This window comes from Butyricicoccus faecihominis (genome assembly GCF_014648015.1).
Lineage (GTDB): Bacteria > Bacillota > Clostridia > Oscillospirales > Butyricicoccaceae > Agathobaculum > Agathobaculum butyriciproducens.
Window position 1 is genome coordinate 137,379 of the sequence record NZ_BMQH01000005.1, and the last position, 17,132, is coordinate 154,510.

The 17,132-nt window shown below is 54.6% G+C and carries 16 protein-coding genes and 1 riboswitch; of the genes, 7 read left to right on the top strand and 9 right to left on the bottom strand.

Annotated elements, in window-relative coordinates; all coding sequences use genetic code 11:
* Positions 1 to 113: 113 nt before the first annotated feature.
* Genes IEY11_RS06515 through IEY11_RS06525 form a run of 3 tightly spaced genes read right to left on the bottom strand, consistent with a single transcriptional unit; the run spans position 114 to position 3,950 of the window.
* The gene (locus IEY11_RS06515) at positions 114 to 812 is read right to left on the bottom strand and encodes a tRNA1(Val) (adenine(37)-N6)-methyltransferase (protein WP_118761454.1); all 699 of its coding nucleotides are present in this window, start codon (positions 810 to 812) and stop codon (positions 114 to 116) included.
* Between the two features lie 13 nt (positions 813 to 825).
* A complete protein-coding gene (locus IEY11_RS06520) occupies positions 826 to 2,199 on the bottom strand; it encodes a penicillin-binding transpeptidase domain-containing protein (protein WP_188886114.1) in 1,374 nt (457 codons plus the stop codon).
* 2 nt (positions 2,200 to 2,201) lie between these two features.
* Positions 2,202 to 3,950: an FtsW/RodA/SpoVE family cell cycle protein gene (locus IEY11_RS06525; protein ID WP_117490171.1), complete on the bottom strand. Its 1,749-nt coding sequence runs from the start codon at positions 3,948 to 3,950 to the stop codon at positions 2,202 to 2,204.
* A 292-nt stretch (positions 3,951 to 4,242) separates the two neighbouring features.
* Positions 4,243 to 4,346, top strand: a riboswitch (glycine riboswitch).
* Between the two features lie 180 nt (positions 4,347 to 4,526).
* Here IEY11_RS06525 and IEY11_RS06530 point away from each other — a divergent pair.
* Complete coding sequence (locus IEY11_RS06530; protein WP_188886160.1) at positions 4,527 to 5,891, top strand: alanine/glycine:cation symporter family protein; 1,365 nt, start codon at positions 4,527 to 4,529, stop codon at positions 5,889 to 5,891.
* A gap of 374 nt (positions 5,892 to 6,265) precedes the next feature.
* Entirely contained in the window at positions 6,266 to 6,916 is a 651-nt protein-coding gene (locus IEY11_RS06535) for a peptidylprolyl isomerase (protein ID WP_188886115.1), read from the top strand.
* A 225-nt stretch (positions 6,917 to 7,141) separates the two neighbouring features.
* On the opposite strand, the gene IEY11_RS06540 is transcribed toward IEY11_RS06535, so the two are convergent.
* A complete protein-coding gene (locus tag IEY11_RS06540; protein ID WP_456236993.1) occupies positions 7,142 to 8,491 on the bottom strand; it encodes an MATE family efflux transporter in 1,350 nt (449 codons plus the stop codon).
* Positions 8,492 to 8,829: 338 nt separating this feature from the next.
* Positions 8,830 to 9,726, bottom strand: coding sequence for a selenium metabolism-associated LysR family transcriptional regulator (locus IEY11_RS06550; protein WP_188886118.1), 897 nt, complete (start codon positions 9,724 to 9,726; stop codon positions 8,830 to 8,832).
* Positions 9,727 to 9,885: 159 nt separating this feature from the next.
* Here IEY11_RS06550 and yedE point away from each other — a divergent pair, with 159 nt between their 5' ends.
* From yedE to IEY11_RS06565, 3 genes are read left to right on the top strand one after another with little or no spacing between them, the layout of a single operon-like run.
* Complete coding sequence (yedE, locus tag IEY11_RS06555) at positions 9,886 to 10,986, top strand: YedE family putative selenium transporter (protein ID WP_188886119.1); 1,101 nt, start codon at positions 9,886 to 9,888, stop codon at positions 10,984 to 10,986.
* 21 nt (positions 10,987 to 11,007) lie between these two features.
* A complete protein-coding gene (locus IEY11_RS06560; protein ID WP_118284744.1) occupies positions 11,008 to 11,229 on the top strand; it encodes a sulfurtransferase TusA family protein in 222 nt (73 codons plus the stop codon).
* A complete protein-coding gene (locus tag IEY11_RS06565) occupies positions 11,229 to 11,465 on the top strand; it encodes a DUF3343 domain-containing protein (protein WP_118284743.1) in 237 nt (78 codons plus the stop codon). Before IEY11_RS06560 ends, IEY11_RS06565 begins: the two co-directional genes overlap by 1 nt.
* A gap of 49 nt (positions 11,466 to 11,514) precedes the next feature.
* Here the strand turns inward: IEY11_RS06565 and IEY11_RS06570 are convergent, their stop codons facing one another.
* From IEY11_RS06570 to IEY11_RS06585, 4 genes are all read right to left on the bottom strand, one after another.
* Entirely contained in the window at positions 11,515 to 12,453 is a 939-nt protein-coding gene (locus IEY11_RS06570) for a nuclease-related domain-containing protein (protein WP_188886120.1), read from the bottom strand.
* A gap of 513 nt (positions 12,454 to 12,966) precedes the next feature.
* On the bottom strand, positions 12,967 to 13,785 hold the full coding sequence (locus tag IEY11_RS06575) for a TlpA family protein disulfide reductase (protein WP_188886121.1): 819 nt from the start codon (positions 13,783 to 13,785) through the stop codon (positions 12,967 to 12,969).
* On the bottom strand, positions 13,785 to 14,675 hold the full coding sequence (locus IEY11_RS06580) for a 4Fe-4S binding protein (protein WP_201309078.1): 891 nt from the start codon (positions 14,673 to 14,675) through the stop codon (positions 13,785 to 13,787). The genes IEY11_RS06575 and IEY11_RS06580 overlap by 1 nt, the downstream gene beginning before the upstream one ends.
* Positions 14,668 to 14,811 (bottom strand): CD1871A family CXXC motif-containing protein, encoded by a 144-nt coding sequence (locus IEY11_RS06585; RefSeq protein WP_117490152.1) that lies wholly within the window; start codon positions 14,809 to 14,811, stop codon positions 14,668 to 14,670. Before IEY11_RS06585 ends, IEY11_RS06580 begins: the two co-directional genes overlap by 8 nt.
* 289 nt (positions 14,812 to 15,100) lie before the next feature.
* Between IEY11_RS06585 and IEY11_RS06590 the strand changes: the two genes are divergently transcribed.
* Both IEY11_RS06590 and IEY11_RS06595 read left to right on the top strand, forming a co-directional pair.
* Complete coding sequence (locus IEY11_RS06590) at positions 15,101 to 15,775, top strand: response regulator transcription factor (protein ID WP_118761463.1); 675 nt, start codon at positions 15,101 to 15,103, stop codon at positions 15,773 to 15,775.
* Positions 15,772 to 16,923, top strand: coding sequence for a sensor histidine kinase (locus tag IEY11_RS06595; RefSeq protein WP_188886123.1), 1,152 nt, complete (start codon positions 15,772 to 15,774; stop codon positions 16,921 to 16,923). Before IEY11_RS06590 ends, IEY11_RS06595 begins: the two co-directional genes overlap by 4 nt.
* Positions 16,924 to 17,132 lie beyond the last annotated feature (209 nt).

Genomic DNA, 17,132 nt, shown 5'->3' on the forward strand with positions numbered 1-17,132 from the left:
AATCCCTCCGGAATTTCTTAAATGGAGAATGGATAATGGAAAATGAAAAATGAAGGTGCGGCACATGGTGCCGAATTAAATCATGGCGCAAGAATAGCCCTGATGCTCCATTTTCAATGCTCAATTCCGTAAATACGGAAATATTCATCACTCTCAACGATCAGTGGCGGCTCAACAACAAGTCCTTCCGCGCTGCCGCCTTTTCGGCACTCGACCATGACAACGCTCGGCGCGGCCTGCACGCTCTGGTGTACGAACCGCATTCTTTTCGGCACGAGCCGCACGCGCGAAAGCGCTTCGAGCAGCACCCACAGCCGCTCCGGCCGGAATACGAACGCGGCTTTACCGCCGGTATGCAGCACGAACGAGGCCGCAACCGCCAGTTCCTCGACCGAACAGGTGGCGTCCTGGCGAGCGGTGCGCTTTTCGGCGGTCGGCGCATTCGCGCCCGCGTTGCGGTCGAAATACGGCGGGTTGCAGATGACGTAATCCATACTGCCGTGCGGCAGCAGCGTACGCATCTGCCGCAGATCGCCCTGCAGAGCGGTTACGTTTTCCAGCTCGTTTGCTGTGATGGACTGCCGGAACAGGTCGAGCGGGCCGTCCTGCAGTTCCAGTCCGGTGATCTTGAGATCCGGCCGCCATACGAGCAGCGCCAGTGCGCCTGTGCCGCAGCCGAGGTCGAGCAGTTTGGCATTGCGTCTCGGCTTGGCGAACGCGCTGAGCAGCACGCTGTCCTGTCCGAGCTTAAAAAACCGGTCGTCCTGTAATAATTGCAGTCCGTTAGGGAGTATTTCGGTGCTTTGCGCCATGATTTCTCTCTCCTTAGTAGGCTTTTTCTACCGCCGCTTGAAGAACCTGCGAAGCCACCGTACCGGCAACCGACGAGCCGCCGCCGCCGTTCTCGACGAGAACGATGAAAGCATACGGCGTAGCCTCGTCGCGCAGGAAGCCGGTGAACCATGCGTTCGGTGACTTATCCGCGCCGACCTCGGCGGTGCCCGACTTGGCACAGATATCCATGCCCGGGAAACGGTCCTGACCGTAGGTCTCGATGACGTTGTTGTGCATCATATCCGCGATGGTACCCGCGGTCTTTTCGTCAATCAGCTGCGCCGACTTGTGCGGATAGTAAATGCCGGTCGGCAGGCCGTAATCTGTGGTGGATTTTTCAATCAGACGCGGCACGGCAGCCTTGCCGCCGTTGGCGATCGCGCCCATATACTGGAGCATGTTGATTGGGCACAGGGTATCCTGACCCTGACCGACACCCGACCACGCCAGCTGATTGTCATTGCCCGAGAAATCAAACTTGCCGACCGAGGACTGGATGCCGTCCACCTTGATGGACTTGGTCAGTCCTGCCGCATCCGCGTATTTTTGCATGGTTTCGCCGCCGAGTTCGACGGCCAGCTGACCGAACACACCGTTGCACGAGTTGGCGAGCGCTTCCTCGATATCCTGTTCGCCGTGAGCGTGCGGGCAGGTGACTTCCTCGCCGCCGATGTTGACCGAGCCGGTGCACGTCCACTTGCGCTGGAACAGGTCAGGGATGTTCTCGATAGCGGCGTTGATGGTCACAACCTTGAAGATAGAGCCCGGAATCGAGTTCGCGGACAGCAAGCGGTTGACGTAAACGCCGTCCCACGCGGGATCGTCCGCCGCAATGTCCGGCGGATTAGCCGGATCAAACGTCGGTGTGGACACCATGCACAAAATTTCACCGGTTTTATAGTTATAAACGCCAACCGTTCCGTTCATTCCGTTCAAAGCCTGATAGGCGACATTGTTCAAATAGGCATCAATCGTCAGATACAGGCTGTTGCCGGTGCCGAGCGGAGAATATACGCCAGTGAGCAGATTGTAGCCAGACAGCTTATCCGCGAACGAGGTGAGCGCACCCGCGCCGATGTTGCCGTTTTTGTCGCCGACGGCGTGCAGTGTGGCGCGCCGGACGGCTGCGTCATCGTTGTAGATGCGGTTGCCGTCCTCATCGAGCGTGGACAGCATATCGCCGTCCCGGTCGAGGATGGTGCCGCCTTTCAGCTGACCGGAGTTGTTATAGAGATGACGGTTGTACGGGTAGGAGGCCCAGTCGCCGCCGTCTACGACAAACTGGAAGCAGAAGAACGCCAGACCCAGACCGAGCAGCGCGGCAAGGATCAGACAGAAAATACTGCGTTTTTCGATTTTCCGCATGGTTACTCCTCCCCTCTAAGCTCGCGGCGGCTGGGCAGACGAACTGCGAACGATGCATTCTGTCGGGTGTCGGTCGCCTTCAAAAAGGCGAGCATACCCCATGCCGACAGCATGGACGAACCGCCGTTGGATACGAACGGCAGCGTAACGCCGGTAAACGGCAGAATATCGACTGCACCGAATACATTCAGGCAGGTCTGGAATACCAGCAGGCTGGTGGCCGCGCATGCGGCGATGGTGTAAAAGCTGGAGCGTCCGGCGCGGCAGGCGCGGACAGCGAACACCGCCAGCGTAATGATGCAGAGGATGGTCAGTACGGCGATGACGAGACCCCATTCCTCACACAGCATGCCGAACACGATGTCGGTATCCGCAGCAGGGAGATTCGAGAGCCAGCCCTTGCCCGCGCCGACGCCGATCATGCCGCCGGAGGCGGCTGCGGTCAGCGTGTGTGTCTGCTGGAAGCCCTTGTCGTACACGTCCTCCCAGATATGTCCCCAGGAAGCGAAGCGAGCGGCAACGTGCGGCTTGATGGTCAGCATGACCATGCCGGCGCCGAAGCAGCCGGCGCACACAAGGCCGATGGTGGCAAAATCGCCCGAACGCAGGTACGCGATGACGAGGAACGTCACGAAGAACACAAGTGCGGTGCCGAAGTCGTTCTGCAGCGCGAGACAGCCGCCGCAGATGGCGGTCAGACCGATGAACATCCACAGGTTGCGCTTGTTGAACAGGCGGTCGAGCGTTGCGGCACCGGCGAAAATATAGCAGATTTTCGCAATTTCCGAGGTCTGCAGAGACAGAGGACCAAGACGCAGCCATGCCTTCGCACCGCCCTGCGACGAGCCGATCAGCAATGTAATGGCCAACAGTCCGACCGCCGTTGCGCTCATGAACCAGCGCACCTTCTGCGCCCGGGTCAGGTCGCGCAGGAAGAAGCCGAGCACGATAAAGATGGCAAGACCCATCAAAATCGCAATCAGCTGCTTGGGCAGCTCGTCCGGCACGGTCGAGCCGGTGACGGCGAGTGACAGCGTACATAGGAAGAACGCTATCGTCTCCATTTCAAAGCCGATGCGGCGGAACAGGCGCATGACGATGAAATACGCCCAGCAGATTACCGTAAAGACAAAAAAGGTGAGCGGAATGGTGGTGGTCGCCTTGTCGCCCTGTGCGATAATGAGCTGCAGACCGGTGAGGATCTGGAACAGCGTCAGCAGTACGAGCGAACCCCACATGCCGGCAGGCTTGCCCTCAATGCGACGTTCGACCATCTGTGTGCGCTTCTCCTCAGCGGTAATGGGCTCCATGATAGCGGGAATGCCCGCAAAGGTGACCGTGTCGCCGTCCTCGACGAGTGCATACTCGTCCACCGGCAGGTCGTTTACCTTGATGCCGCCCTTGGAACCGAGGTCGTATATCGTCCAGCTGCCGTCATCCTCGCGGATGAGCGCGGCGTGCTGACGCGATACCGACGGATATTCCAGCTGCACATCGCAGCTGGGGGCGCGTCCGATGATGTTCTCCCAGTGGGTGATGGGCAGGCGCACGCCGTTGCGCAGCACCAGATAGCCCCAGACCTCATCCGGGTGCTTGACCTTCCACAGCGAGCGGATCGCACCGACAAGGATCATCAGCGCCAGCAGCGGGAACACAAAGCGCACAACGGTCGTGTACCACGCCCCGATGAGCGGTTTTTCCGCCAGCAGAGCCGTCAGCCTGTCGAGAAGCTGCTGCAAAGCATCATTCATGTAAATTTCCTCCTTTCGAGGGATGCTGTTGATTACTTGGATTTACCAATAATACTACCAGTATAGCCTATCTATTATAGCATAGGTTGTCAAGAAATTTGCTGTTTTTCACAAACTTTCACGAATATCTTGATTGACATTGACAGAATGTTGTCACGGTGTTACACTGAATCCATAAACTACATACGCGACAAACGAAGTTTGCAGGAAAAAGCCGCGCGGGCAACTGCCCATGGCTTGCCGAAGGAGCAAAACTCTCAGGTGTCCGGTTTTCCGGATGAGGACTGTAAATGGATGTGGCTCTGGAGAACGTTCCTCAAGGGGACTGCCGAAGGTGCAACGCGCGCAAAGAGGTTTGCGTGCCAATCTCTCAGGCAAAAGGACAGAGATGAACCTGTTTTTATAGACGTTAGGATATAAAAATAAGTTCCGCGGAACCACAGCAAATGTTTTCTCACGGTGCAGGGTGTACCGTCTGTTTGCTGTCTTTCCGTTTCTTTGGAGCCGTAACCCGATGCTGATTGGGTTCGGCTTTTTTGTTTGCCGCAAAACAAAGAAGGGGTATGTAAAATGACAATGGAAGTATTGGCAGACTGGGTAAGCAAGGTCAGCAACGTCGTATGGAACGGCCTGCTGCTGTACCTGCTGGTTGGCACCGGCATCGTGTTTACCATCCGCACGCGCTTCGTTCAGGTGCGCAAGTTCGGCGCAGGCTGGAAGCATCTGTTCGGCCATTTCTCGCTCAACGGTGAGAAGGCGGGTAAGGACGGCATGAGTCCGTTCCAGGCGCTTACCACCGCAATCGCGGCGCAGGTCGGCACCGGCAACATTGCAGGCGCGGCTACCGCACTGTATTCCGGCGGTCCGGGTGCGATTTTCTGGATGTGGCTGAGTGCGTTCTTCGGCATGTCCACCATCTACGGCGAGGCGGTTCTCGCGCAGAAGTACAAGACCACGGATGACAAGGGCCACGTTACCGGCGGTCCAATCTACTACATCCGCGCACGCTTTACCGGTAAATTCGGCAAATTCCTTGCCGGCTTCTTCTCGGTTGCGATTATTTTTGCACTGGGCTTTACCGGCAACATGGTACAGGCAAACTCGATCAGCGTCGCGTTCAACACCGCGTTCGGCGCACCGATGATCGTTGTCGGCATCATCTGCGCGATCATTGCAGCGTTTATCTTCCTCGGCGGCGTTGGCCGTATCGCATCCGTTACCGAGAAGGTCGTTCCGATCATGGCGCTGTTCTACATGGCTGGCTGCATTGTTATCCTGTGCATCAATCATGCAGCGATCATTCCGGCATTCAAGTCCATCTTTGTTGCAGCATTTGACCCGCAGGCTATCCTCGGCGGCGCTGCAGGCATCACGGTTCGTCAGGCAATGCGCTACGGCGTTGCACGCGGTCTGTTCTCCAACGAGGCCGGCATGGGTTCCACCCCGCACGCACATGCTCTGGCAAAGGTAAAGCGTCCGCAGGATCAGGGCGAAATTGCTATCGTTTCCGTATTTATCGACACCTTTATCGTACTGACGCTGACCGCTATGGTCATCCTGACCTCGGGCATGCTCAATCCGGGTGCACCGGACGGTCTGCAGGGCACCGAGCTGGCACAGGCGGCCTTCAAGGCTTCGCTTGGCTCGGCAGGCATGGCTTTTGTTGCGATCTGCATGCTGTTCTTCGCGTTCTCTACCATCATCGGCTGGTATTTCTTCGGTGAGCAGAACGTAAAGGCACTGTTCGGCCACAAGGCTGTTAAGGTTTACGCCGCTATCGTTGTTATCTGCATCGTGATCGGCTCCGCACTGCATGTTGATCTGGTCTGGAACCTGTCCGACCTGTTCAACGGCCTGATGGTATTCCCAAACTTGATCGCGCTGCTGGCGCTGTCCGGTCTGGTTGCCAAGGCGGCCCACGACAAGGACATTATGAAGTAAGCTATGACCTGTCGCGGAACTACACGGTTTGTGCAGGAATCGGCTCTATACAGTATTATTTGATAGAAAATGCACCGCAATTCTGCGGTGCATTTTTTTGCAGACACCGAAAAAACACTGGTTTTCGCGTTCTCAGTACCGTATAATAGGGGAGTACCGCGGGAACATTTTCATATTCCACCCGTTCAGGATATAAGGCAACACCGCACAATTAAAGCTGCGGCGCTTTGCGGAAATTTTACGCTCTGATGTCGTTGCGGATTTTTGCAATACACAAAGTATTGCTGCAAACCCGCGCTTAATCAGAACGCAAAATTTACGCGCAAATCGCTCTTGTTCAATTATGCGGTATTGCCTAAAAAGGAGAATTTCACATGAAAAAACGTACATTTTTGCTTTTTGGCCTGCTGGCGATGCTGGTTCTGACCGCCTGCGGCGGCAAATCAGGCGCGCAGACCTCGACGGATGATGCCACCGACACGAGCGATAACGCGCAGCAGACGACCGCTGAGGAGACCGCACAGCCCATCGGTCAGCACCATGCACAGATCACCATCAAGGACCACGGCACGATCGACATCGAGCTGGACGGCGATGCAGCGCCTATCTCGGTTCAGAACTTTATGGACCTGGCAAACGACGGTTTTTACGACGGACTGACCTTTCACCGCATTATTACCGGCTTTATGATGCAGGGCGGCGACCCGCTGGGCAACGGCACCGGCGGCTCGGAGAACACCATCAAGGGCGAGTTTTCGGAGAACGGCGTGGAGAACAAGCTGTCGCACACGCGCGGTGCGGTTTCGATGGCACGCTCAAGCGACCCGGACAGCGCATCCTCGCAGTTCTTCATCGTTCAGCAGGACAGCACCTATCTCGACGGTCAGTATGCCTGCTTCGGCTATGTGACCAAGGGCATGGATGTTGTGGATGAAATCTGCGATAATACGCCGGTCGAGGACGATAACGGCACGGTTAAGACGGAAAATCAGCCGGTTATTGAGAGCATTAAGATTATCGACTGACTGTGCAAAGCGTAAAGAGTTGAGGGTGAAGATTGGAGAGTAAGTTTCGGTTTTCCTCTTAACATAATAAAGCACCCCCTCTGTCAGACAGTATATCATACTGTCTGACAGAGGGGGTGCAGTTCAATCCCGGACTGTGCACAGGACTCGGGATGTTTTTTTACTTCGCTGTTAATTATTTCAGATGCCGTTCCGAAGGATTTCATCTTTTCGGTAAACTGGAATTTACCGGGATAACACCACTTTTTCAGTCGGCCAGGATTTTCTGAGTGCCGCATAGGAAACCAGGAAGTTGGCAAGCCAGCCTGCCGGCACGGCAAGCCAGACAAATGCAATACCAAAACGCGGAGCACAGATCAACGCCACGGACAAGCGAATCGCAAGGTTTACCATATTGGCAATGAGAAACGGCCGCATGATTCCGAGTCCGCGAAGAACTCCGTCGGTTGCCATTTTGATACCCATAAAGATAAAGAAGCAGCCAAGCCATCTCATATAATCCCCGGACACCTGATAAGCCAGGGCGGTTCCGTCTTTTCCAAGGAACAGCGAGGAAATCTGCGTGTGCAGCGTTTCAATGACAAGGAAGGCAAGAACAGCAAAACATACATCCAGCATCAATGCTGCGCGGTAGCCTTTTTTGATGCGCTGGGTTTTGTTTGCGCCAAGGTTCTGGGAAACATACGGCGAAACCGCATTGCCGATGGACACAAAAATCAGGGAAAAGACATTTTCCACCCGCATCGTCGCCGCGTATCCCGCAAGTGCCTGTGTGCCGAAGGGATTTACCACCGCCTGTACGATCATCATACCGATGGATACGGTAGACTGCTGAAGAACCGATGGAACAGCAATCTGAAGCATCGAACGCAGCTCCTGCCCGTCAAACCAGACAAAGCTGCTCTTATACCGCCGCATCCGGTAAAAGAAAATCAAAAGTGAAAATACAGCCGAAATGCCCTGTGCAATCAGCGTTGCAAGCGCCGCACCGAGCACGCCAAGTCCCAGACCGGCTACCATCCAAAGATCCATAACAATATTCAGGATTGATGAAAAGATCAGCAGTCCCAGCGGAATTTTTGATTCACCGATGGACGTGAACATGGTAGAGAGAATGTTATACATGAACAAAAACGGAAAACCCACAAAATAGACCCGCAAGTACAGTACCGCCTTCTCCAGAATATCGGCAGGGGTCTGTAATCCGCTCATCATCGCATGGGAAAAGCAAAAGCCAAAGACGCCCAGGATGATGCTCAGAAGTAAAAAGCTGATCAGGGAGGTAGATACAATGGTTTTCATTTTTCCATACTCTCTGGCGCCGAAATAACGGCTTACGAGTACGCCTGCACCGACACCGGCACCCAGCGCCACACAAATGAAAACATTGGTCAGGGCAGCGCAGGCGCCGACCGCTGCAAGAGCGGAGGAGCCGACAAACTGACCGACGATGATGGAGTCGGCCATATTATATACCTGCTGAAAAAAGCTGCCGAGAATCATCGGCATGGCAAAAACCGTCAGCGCTTTCAGGGGCGCATCGGTAATCAAATATTCATCTTTTGACATGATCATATTCCTCCACAATTTCCTGCTTTTTATCAGAAAGTACGAGCATAGCAAGTGCGATCGGTACAATGATTAGATCTGTAATCGAAAGCATAAGGACACACTGCTGTACGCAAAGAATACATCAGCATGAACAAGATAGTTATCGCAATAATGTTCTCGCAGATTGCTTCGGTTGTCAAGACCATACCCGGTAAATTTAAGAAATACGTTTTGCCGGTTTCGACCTTGCGGATAGGGCTGCCGTGTACCGGTCGGTACGCGCACGGTGGTGCGGGAGGCCGGCTTTCTATGCAGGAGAGCCTCCTGCTCGATTGGCTGTGTCAAGCCGGACAGCACGGCTGTCATCCGATCCGATAATACCTTTTTATAAAATCCAGAAAGTGAATAGCCTGCTCGGACATACGTCGTATGGACGGATACACAATGTACAGCCGGCGCAGGAACGCTGACTGTCCGAGGGGGAACAGCAGCAGGCGTCCCTGCTGTGCATCGGTCTGCACAGTTGCGCGCGACAGAATGGAAATGCCCATGCCAAGTGCGATGCAACGCTTGAGCGCTGCCGCGTCATCCATGACGGCGATGACATTCAGTTCATCAAGCGACAGACCGTGATTTTGAAGGAAATACAGTGTTTCCTGCTTGGTGCCCGAGTTGTCCTCGCGCAGCAGGAACGGTTCGCGCAGGAGCGCTGTCAGCGGGTCCGACTGGCTTTGATAGGCACGGAAATGCGGTGTGTTCGGTGCGGCGATTACCAGCTCGTCCGAGGTGACCGGCAAAAATTCGCAGTTGGCCTCTGCGGTCTTTGTGCCGACCAGACCGATATCGCAGGTGCTGTCTGCGACCTTGTTTATCACATCCAGACTGTCCGAGCAGCTGGTGCGGAACCGGATCTCCGGGGCCTTCTCGTGGTACGCTGCCAGCAGCTCGGGCAGCAGATACAGCGACGGCACGGACGATACGCCGATATGCAGCATGGTTTCCTGCTCGTTGGACAGCTCCAGAATGGCTTTGTGCCGCAAATCGAGGATTTCTGCGGCATAATTATACAGCGTCTGACCGGCCGGTGTCACCGAGAGCGTTTTTGTCGTGCGCTTGAGCAACTGCGTGTGCAGCTCCTTTTCCAGATTGCAGATGTGTGCGCTGACGGTCGGCTGTGACAGGTACAGCTTCTGTGCAGCAAGTGAAAAACTGCGGTACTTCACGGTATAGACATAGGCTTCCAGCTGACGAATATCCATGGGCGGCATTCCTTTCGTTTTCTCCATTATAGCTGTATTTATAGATTATATCAATAGATTCAATCAAATTATCAATAGAATCAATTTCACATTGAAAACACCGCATGATATACTGAATACAGCATAAAATTCCCTCATTTCACAAAAAAGGAGAAAATCATGAAACTGTTTGACAAGACATGGAAGCTGGCGGTGTCCGGTGCGGTGATCGGACTGCTGGTCATGCTTCTGGCAATTTACGGCAACCCTGCCAACATGGCGATCTGTGTTGCCTGCTTCATCCGCGATACAGCGGGTGCGCTCAAGCTGCATACAGCGGCTCCGGTGCAGTATTTCCGCCCGGAGGTCGTCGGCTTTGTCTGCGGCTCGTTCCTGCTGGCGCTGCTGACCAGGGAGTATAAGTCCACCGCCGGTTCTTCGCCGATGGTGCGTTTTATTCTGGGCGCTGCGATGATGATCGGCGCCCTTGTGTTCCTCGGCTGCCCGCTCCGCATGGTGCTGCGTATGTCCGCCGGTGACCTGAATGCATGGGTCGCGCTCATCGGCTTTGCAGGCGGCGTGGCGACCGGCTCGTTCTTCCTCAAGAAGGGTTTCTCGCTCGGTCGTGCGTATGAGGCCAAGCCGGTCGGCGGCGCCGTTCTGCCGGTTGTGCTGGCGGCGCTGCTCGCAATCGGCGTGGCGACCGGCGCTTACGCGGTCAGCACCGAGGGCCCGGGCAGCAAGCATGCGCCGATCATTCTTTCTCTGGTGGTTGCGCTCATCATCGGTGCGCTCGCGCAGAAGAGCCGTATGTGCTTTGCAGGCAGCATCCGCGACATCATTCTGATGAAGAATTTCAACCTGATCAGCATTATCGCGGCTCTGTTTGCAGTGATGGCAGTCTACAATGCGGCAACCGGCAGCTTCCACCTCGGTTTTTCCGGTCAGCCGATCGCGCATTCCCAGCACCTGTGGAACATTCTTGGTATGTATGTTGTAGGCTTTGCGGCTGTGCTGGCTGGCGGCTGCCCGCTGCGTCAGCTCATTCTGGCAGGTCAGGGCTCGTCTGACAGCGCGGTCACCTTCCTCGGTATGTTGATCGGCGCGGCATTTGCGCATAACTTCGGTCTGGTCGGCGCGGCTGCCAAGGCGGCAACCGAAAACGAGCCTGCAGTCGCAGGCGGTCCGGCGGCAGCCGGCAAAATCGCCGTGATCGTCTGCATTATCGTGCTGTTTGTCATTGCGGGCACCAATCTGCGCCGCAAAAAGACGGCAAAGTAAGTCGGAAAAGGAGAATATGCAATGGCTGAATATGTTGAAGTAGATGTTCGTGGTCTGTCCTGTCCGGAACCGGTTCTGCTGGCGATGGACGCGATGCAGGATCACCCGGGGAAGCTGATCCGTGTGCTCGGCGACGAGGCGCACACCCGCAAGAATATCGAGAAAATGCTCGAGTATGAGAATAAGTCCGGTCAGACGACCGTGCGTCCGGACGGCTGCTTCGAGATCGTTTTTCAGGCGTAATGCGAGAGAAAAAGCCGTATCAGGTGCTCACCTTCCACACCACCGATGCCGCCATGGAGATGGAGTCGTTCTGCAAACAGAATGGTATTGCCGGCCGGCTGGTGCCGGTGCCGCGCAGGCTTTCCGCCGGATGCGGCATCGCGTGGCGCATGGAAGCTGAAGTTTACGCGCAGTATCAGACGGTTATCGCGGACTGCGGGATTGAGATCGAGCAGAGCGAGGCGTTGGTGTTCTAAGTAACCATAAAGCGGCATGACTTTGATGCAAGTCATGCCGCTTTTCTGTTTATTTGTTTTCGGTTTTCACGATTTTCTTTATAAAATGACATTGAGGAAATCCTGTGCAGCCCCAGAATTTTTCGCCGATATGTGTGCCGCGTCTGGCCTCCCGCATGACAAGCGGCTTGCCGCACTTCGGACAGTATTTTCCCTCCGACGGCGCAGGTGCAGGCCGCTCGGCGGCAGGCTGGTCTTCCAGCTCCTCCTGCTTGAATTTTTCGATATAGGTGATTGGCTTTTCAATGTGCATTTTGTTCAGATAATACTCACCATCTTCTTTCAAATCCTTCATGGAAGATTTCAGTTCACTTGATTCTCTGTTCATCCGCTTAATCGTTTCCACCAACTGATCCGCACGGATAACCTGTTTTTTTACTTCCTGTGGAGCATCTTGGTCATTGATAATCGTTTTAGGATTAGAAAGCACGACCAATCCCTTGAAAAAGTTACTAAACCAGTGATTTCGAAGTGCTGCCATCACCTTACCATGATTTTCGTTTCGACATTCATTCAGCACCTGCAAATGCCGCTGATTCTGCGTAATCGGCGAATAAATTCCCTCTTTATAGTACCGACCGCCGCAGCGAATGGTGCGGATAAAATCGCCCTTGCTGTTGATTTCGATATTGCCGAACAGGTTTTTGCACTCCAATACAAAGTTGATCTTTGGAGTCAGCACCAGAAAGTCAATCTGTGCCGAGGCACCGGACACGCTTTCAATATACAAATCGTGCAGCACAACCATATCCATACCGCTGTTTTTCAGCTCAAACAGAATATTATCCTCACCGATAATGCCGGCTTTCACCACGGCAATCTCTTTTGCGATTTTTTTCGCGTTTTCTCCGGTTGCCTTTTCCGCCAGCTCTTCCAGCTGCCGCAGATACTCCTTTGCGTTGCTGGATTCTTTCGCAATCACAACCTCCGGTTTTGAAAACAGTCCCATGTTTCTCCCTCGTGTTTCTCTTTTTCCTGCGATTTTCGCTTGTATAATTTTAGTATACCATATAGGAGAAACAAGGAAAAGTTCCGTCCTCAAATTTATCCACAGGTTTGTGCATATCTTCGTGGATATTTCCGCAGGCACGCAAAAGCCGCAGACTTTTGTCTGCGGCTTCGGAGGCTGTCGAAAAACTAACGTTTTCCGAGCAGCCTCTCGCTCGAAACCACGCTTTCGAGCGAAACCGAAGAAAAACCGCGCCCTGACGGGCACATTTTTTCTTCCCTTGTATAAATTCCGAGATACATGCTCCCGGAATTTATGAATTTGCTTCGCAAATTCTATTTTATGCGTGCTACCGCACGAAACGCAAAACGCCAATCTGACTTTTTTGACAGACAGAAGCCGCAGACTTTCGTCTGCGGCTTCGTTCACGTGCTAATCTCCGTTGCCTTTCTCAGCACAATCTGCGCTGTGTATGTTTATGATGCGGATTGCAGCGGCAGTTACCCGTGGGTGTTATTTTCCGTCGTTTGCAATCGCGGTATCAATATTCTCCTGCAGCTGCTTCATGCTGTTTTCGTTCGTGATGCCGCCGAGTACTGGTTTACCGACGATTTTTCCGTTCCGGTCGATAACATAGGTGGTCGGGAATGCCGTGGTGTTCAGTGCAAACTGACCGGCCTCGCTGCCGGATGCAAAGGTGATGTTGCGGTAGGATGCCCCCTTGGTCTGCAGAATCTGTTTAGCGGTGGCAATGGCATCCGCATTGTCATCGAGCGTTTCTGTATTGATGCCGATAACCTCGCCGCCCTGAGCCTTGACGGTCTGATTCAGCTTGTCCAGATCACCAAGTTCGGCCACGCACGGCTTGCAGCCGCTGAACCAGAGATTCACGACCGTAAACGCGTTGTTAGCGAACAAGCTGCTGTCCACGGCGTTGCCGTCCAGGTCTTTGCCCTCGAAAGCGGGGAACGTGCTGTCGTCGGATGCGGTGGTGCCTTCCTCGGGCGGAAGTTCCTGCAGCTGGTCCTCCAGCTTGCGGACCTTGGCGGCATCGTCGGTCAGCGTCTTGTAGTCCTCGTCCGAGAGCTGGTCCTTGACGTTTTTAATCGCAAGATCGAGTACATCAGCGTAGTTGGTGCTCTGGGTGCTCTGCGACAGATTGTCCTTGTCGAGCGAATTTAGAGCCGTTGTCCACAGTTCCTGGTGCTGGTCGAGGATGGCGTTTTCCTCCGCTATCAGCTCGGAGACGGTTTTTGCCGGTTTGCCGCAGGCGGATGCGCCGAGCAGCAGGCTTACGGACAGGGCAAATGCAATCAGTCGATTTCGTTTCATTAGATGGTCTCTCCTTTGTTATGCGTTTGGGTTTTATCGCCCAGACCGTAGCGGTAGCAGATAGCATCGGTCGGGCAGGCTTTCATACACATGCCGCAGCGGATGCACTCGGCATGATTGGGGTTTTTCGTGATATCCACATCCATTTTGCAGGCTTTGGCACACGCGCCGCAGGATACGCACTTATGCGTATCCACCTGCATTTGAAACAGTGAAACGCGGTTCAGCAGGGCATAAAAGGCGCCGAGCGGGCACAGCCACTTGCAGAACGGACGGTAAAACAGCACGCTGCACACGATAACGGTCAGCAGAACGGCTGCTTTCCAGGTAAACAGTGCGCCGAGCGCGGCGCGGATGCCGGAGTTGACCGCCGCCAGCGGCAGCGCACCCTCGAGCACGCCCTGCGGGCACAGGTACTTGCAGAAGAACGGGTCGCCCATGCCGAGCTCGTTTGTGACAAGTACGGGCAGCAGCACCACCATGATCAGCAGCACCGCATATTTCACATAGCGGAGCGGCTTCAGCCTTTTGGTGGACAGCTTAGGCGAGGGGATTTTGTGCAGCAGCTCCTGAAACCAGCCGAACGGGCACAGAAAGCCGCAGATAAACCGTCCGAGCAGCACGCCGAGCAGGATCAAGATACCGGTGATGTAATACGAAAACCGGAATTTCGACGAGCCGACGACCGCCTGAAATGCGCCGATCGGGCACGCGCCCGCCGCGCCGGGACAGGAATAGCAGTTCAGGCCGGGCACGCAGACCGCCTTGCCGCCGCCCTGATATAGTTTGCCCTGTACAAAATTCGGCAGGTGGATATTGGTCAACAGGGTGGCTGCCGCCTGTATCCAGCCGCGAAAGCGGGCTAAAAAGGGGATTTTTTTCTTATCCAATGCCAACACACTCCATACACAGGCGGATCGCCTTTGATAATACGGTTTCGGCTTCGCCGAGGCGGATGCCCAGAAGAATCATCGCAATAGCACTCAGCAGCAGCACCAGCTGAGCGGCGGTTTTGTAACGCGGCATAGTCGTGCTCCTCTCACAGTTGTTGTGAACAGTATACAGCGGACGACATAAAATCTTTGTTAACAGGCTGGAAATGCGGAAGATTTTTTTGCGAGAGTGCCATACAGTCTGTCGATAAAGTTAATTTTTCGAGCATACAGTGTTTCGCGCGGAAGCGCGTATAAAATAGAATTTGCGAAGCAAGTTCAAAGGCTGCTCGGAAAAATGAAGTTTTTTGACAGTTTCATTAACACAAACTTTATCCGTATCTGCTATAATAAAGGTAACGAAACGGCAAGGAGGAAGGACCATGCGTCTTTTGGTGATAGAGGATGAGCGCGATCTGTGTGAGGACATTGCAAAAAAACTGCGTCTGTCCGGCTATGAGGCGGATATCTGCTTTGACGGAGAAGCGGCGCTGGAGCTGTTGGCGGTAGAAAAATACGATCTGGTGCTGCTCGACCTGAATCTGCCTAAGGTGGACGGTATGACGGTGCTGCGTACTCTGCGGGAGCATGATCAGGAGACCGGCGTGCTCATCTTGTCGGCACGCAGTGAAATATCCGACAAGGTTGACGGACTGGATGCCGGTGCGAACGATTATCTGTCCAAACCGTTCCATTTAGAGGAACTGGAAGCGCGTGTGCGCAGCCTGACGCGCCGCCGATTTGTGCAGCAGGACGTGTGCCTGCGGTGCGGCGGGCTGACGTTTGATACCCGCAGCCGCACGGCCACGGCAGCCGGACAGACGCTTTCGCTCACGCGCAAGGAGAGCGGCATTCTGGAATATCTGCTGCTCAACCGCGGCAGACCCGTCAGCCAGGAGGAGCTGATCGAGCATGTGTGGGACAGCAGCGTGGACAGCTTCAGCAACTCCATCCGTGTGCATATCTCCATGCTGCGGAAAAAACTGCGTGCAGCACTGGGATACGACCCGATCCGCAACAAGATCGGTCAGGGCTATGAGATAGGAGCGGGCGAATGAGCAAACGAATTTCTGTCCAGTGGCGCATTACGATATTGACCGCGCTGCTTATCGCGGCGGCGTGTGTGAGCCTGAATCTGCTGCTGTTTTACTCCGGTTCGGGCAGCATGGATGCGCTGAACGGCTTTGTGGTGGAATACAAGACGGAAAACCAGCAGGAAATGACCATTCAGATACCCAAAGAGAATATACAGGCATTTTTCAGTGACTTTTCGCAGCAGGTCAATGAAGAAAAGGTGCGTTTTGAGCGCATAGGCTGGTACATCACCGCACTGGTGACACTGCTGAGTGCCATTATCGCGTATTTCTTCAGCGGAAAGGCTTTGAAGCCGCTGAAGGATTTTGCACAGCAGACCGAACAGATCAACGAAGAAAGCCTGACGGACACCCGTCTGCCGGAGGATACGACTGCCGAGTTCCGGCAGCTGAGCGAGTCGGTGAACGGTATGCTGGACCGGCTGGCGCAGTCGTTCGATGCACAGCGGCAGTTTACGGGCAACGCCGCCCATGAGCTGCGGACACCGCTGGCGCTGATGCAGACAAGGTTGGAGCTCTTTGCGGCAGAACATCGGCAGATGAGCGAAGAAACTGCGAAATTGCTGCATTTTCAGCAGGAGCAGGTTGAGCGCCTGAGTGCGCTTGTGCGTACCCTGCTTGAGATGAGCGACCTGCGGTCGGTGCCGCGCACCGACCGTATCGACCTTGCACCGATGGTTGAGGAGGTGCTGGTCGATTTGACACCGCTGGCACAGAAAAACGGTATTACACTGACGCAGACAGGCGAAAATGTGCAGCTCACCGGCAGCGATGTGCTGCTGTACCGGCTGCTGTTCAATTTGACAGAGAACGCGATCAAGTACAATCGCACGGGCGGTTCGGTGGAAGTGTCTGTCGAGCGGGAAGGCGGTCAGGCGGCCATCCGTGTGCGCGATACCGGCCCGGGCATCGCCGAGGAATACCGGGACAGCATCTTTCAGCCGTTTTTCCGCGTGGATAAGTCGCGCAGCCGCGCAATGGGCGGCGTGGGACTGGGACTGGCGCTCGTGCAGGAGATTGTCCGCCTGCATGGCGGCACAGTGCGCGTTGAACAGAGCGCAGATACGGGAACGACTATTCTGGTAACACTGCCGGTTGGAAAAGCGGCTTGACGCTCAAATTGAGGGCATATATACGCACTGCTGTTCAGCATGCGCTGCTGCACCGTATATTTAAGGTATAAAAACATCAGCTGCAGGGGAGCTGCCGGAAGGCGGCTCCCTTATTTATGCACGCTGCCTTAACAGCATACACGGTTTACACCCGCTCTGAAATCCCGTATAATTTAGACAGTATAACGGACAGGAGAGCACATTACAGT

Excerpts from the sequence above, each read along its gene's own strand:
- IEY11_RS06575 (WP_188886121.1), bottom strand. The coding sequence starts at position 13,785 with ATGAAACGAAATCGACTGATTGCATTTGCCCTGTCCGTAAGCCTGCTG.
- IEY11_RS06560 (WP_118284744.1), top strand. The coding sequence starts at position 11,008 with ATGGCTGAATATGTTGAAGTAGATGTTCGTGGTCTGTCCTGTCCGGAA.
- IEY11_RS06540 (WP_456236993.1), bottom strand. The coding sequence starts at position 8,491 with ATGATCATGTCAAAAGATGAATATTTGATTACCGATGCGCCCCTGAAA.
- IEY11_RS06520 (WP_188886114.1), bottom strand. The coding sequence starts at position 2,199 with ATGCGGAAAATCGAAAAACGCAGTATTTTCTGTCTGATCCTTGCCGCG.
- IEY11_RS06585 (WP_117490152.1), bottom strand. The coding sequence starts at position 14,811 with ATGCCGCGTTACAAAACCGCCGCTCAGCTGGTGCTGCTGCTGAGTGCT.
- IEY11_RS06550 (WP_188886118.1), bottom strand. The coding sequence starts at position 9,726 with ATGGATATTCGTCAGCTGGAAGCCTATGTCTATACCGTGAAGTACCGC.
- IEY11_RS06535 (WP_188886115.1), top strand. The coding sequence starts at position 6,266 with ATGAAAAAACGTACATTTTTGCTTTTTGGCCTGCTGGCGATGCTGGTT.
- IEY11_RS06515 (WP_118761454.1), bottom strand. The coding sequence starts at position 812 with ATGGCGCAAAGCACCGAAATACTCCCTAACGGACTGCAATTATTACAG.
- IEY11_RS06525 (WP_117490171.1), bottom strand. The coding sequence starts at position 3,950 with ATGAATGATGCTTTGCAGCAGCTTCTCGACAGGCTGACGGCTCTGCTG.
- IEY11_RS06595 (WP_188886123.1), top strand. The coding sequence starts at position 15,772 with ATGAGCAAACGAATTTCTGTCCAGTGGCGCATTACGATATTGACCGCG.
- IEY11_RS06565 (WP_118284743.1), top strand. The coding sequence starts at position 11,229 with ATGCGAGAGAAAAAGCCGTATCAGGTGCTCACCTTCCACACCACCGAT.
- IEY11_RS06530 (WP_188886160.1), top strand. The coding sequence starts at position 4,527 with ATGGAAGTATTGGCAGACTGGGTAAGCAAGGTCAGCAACGTCGTATGG.
- IEY11_RS06590 (WP_118761463.1), top strand. The coding sequence starts at position 15,101 with ATGCGTCTTTTGGTGATAGAGGATGAGCGCGATCTGTGTGAGGACATT.
- IEY11_RS06570 (WP_188886120.1), bottom strand. The coding sequence starts at position 12,453 with ATGGGACTGTTTTCAAAACCGGAGGTTGTGATTGCGAAAGAATCCAGC.
- yedE (WP_188886119.1), top strand. The coding sequence starts at position 9,886 with ATGAAACTGTTTGACAAGACATGGAAGCTGGCGGTGTCCGGTGCGGTG.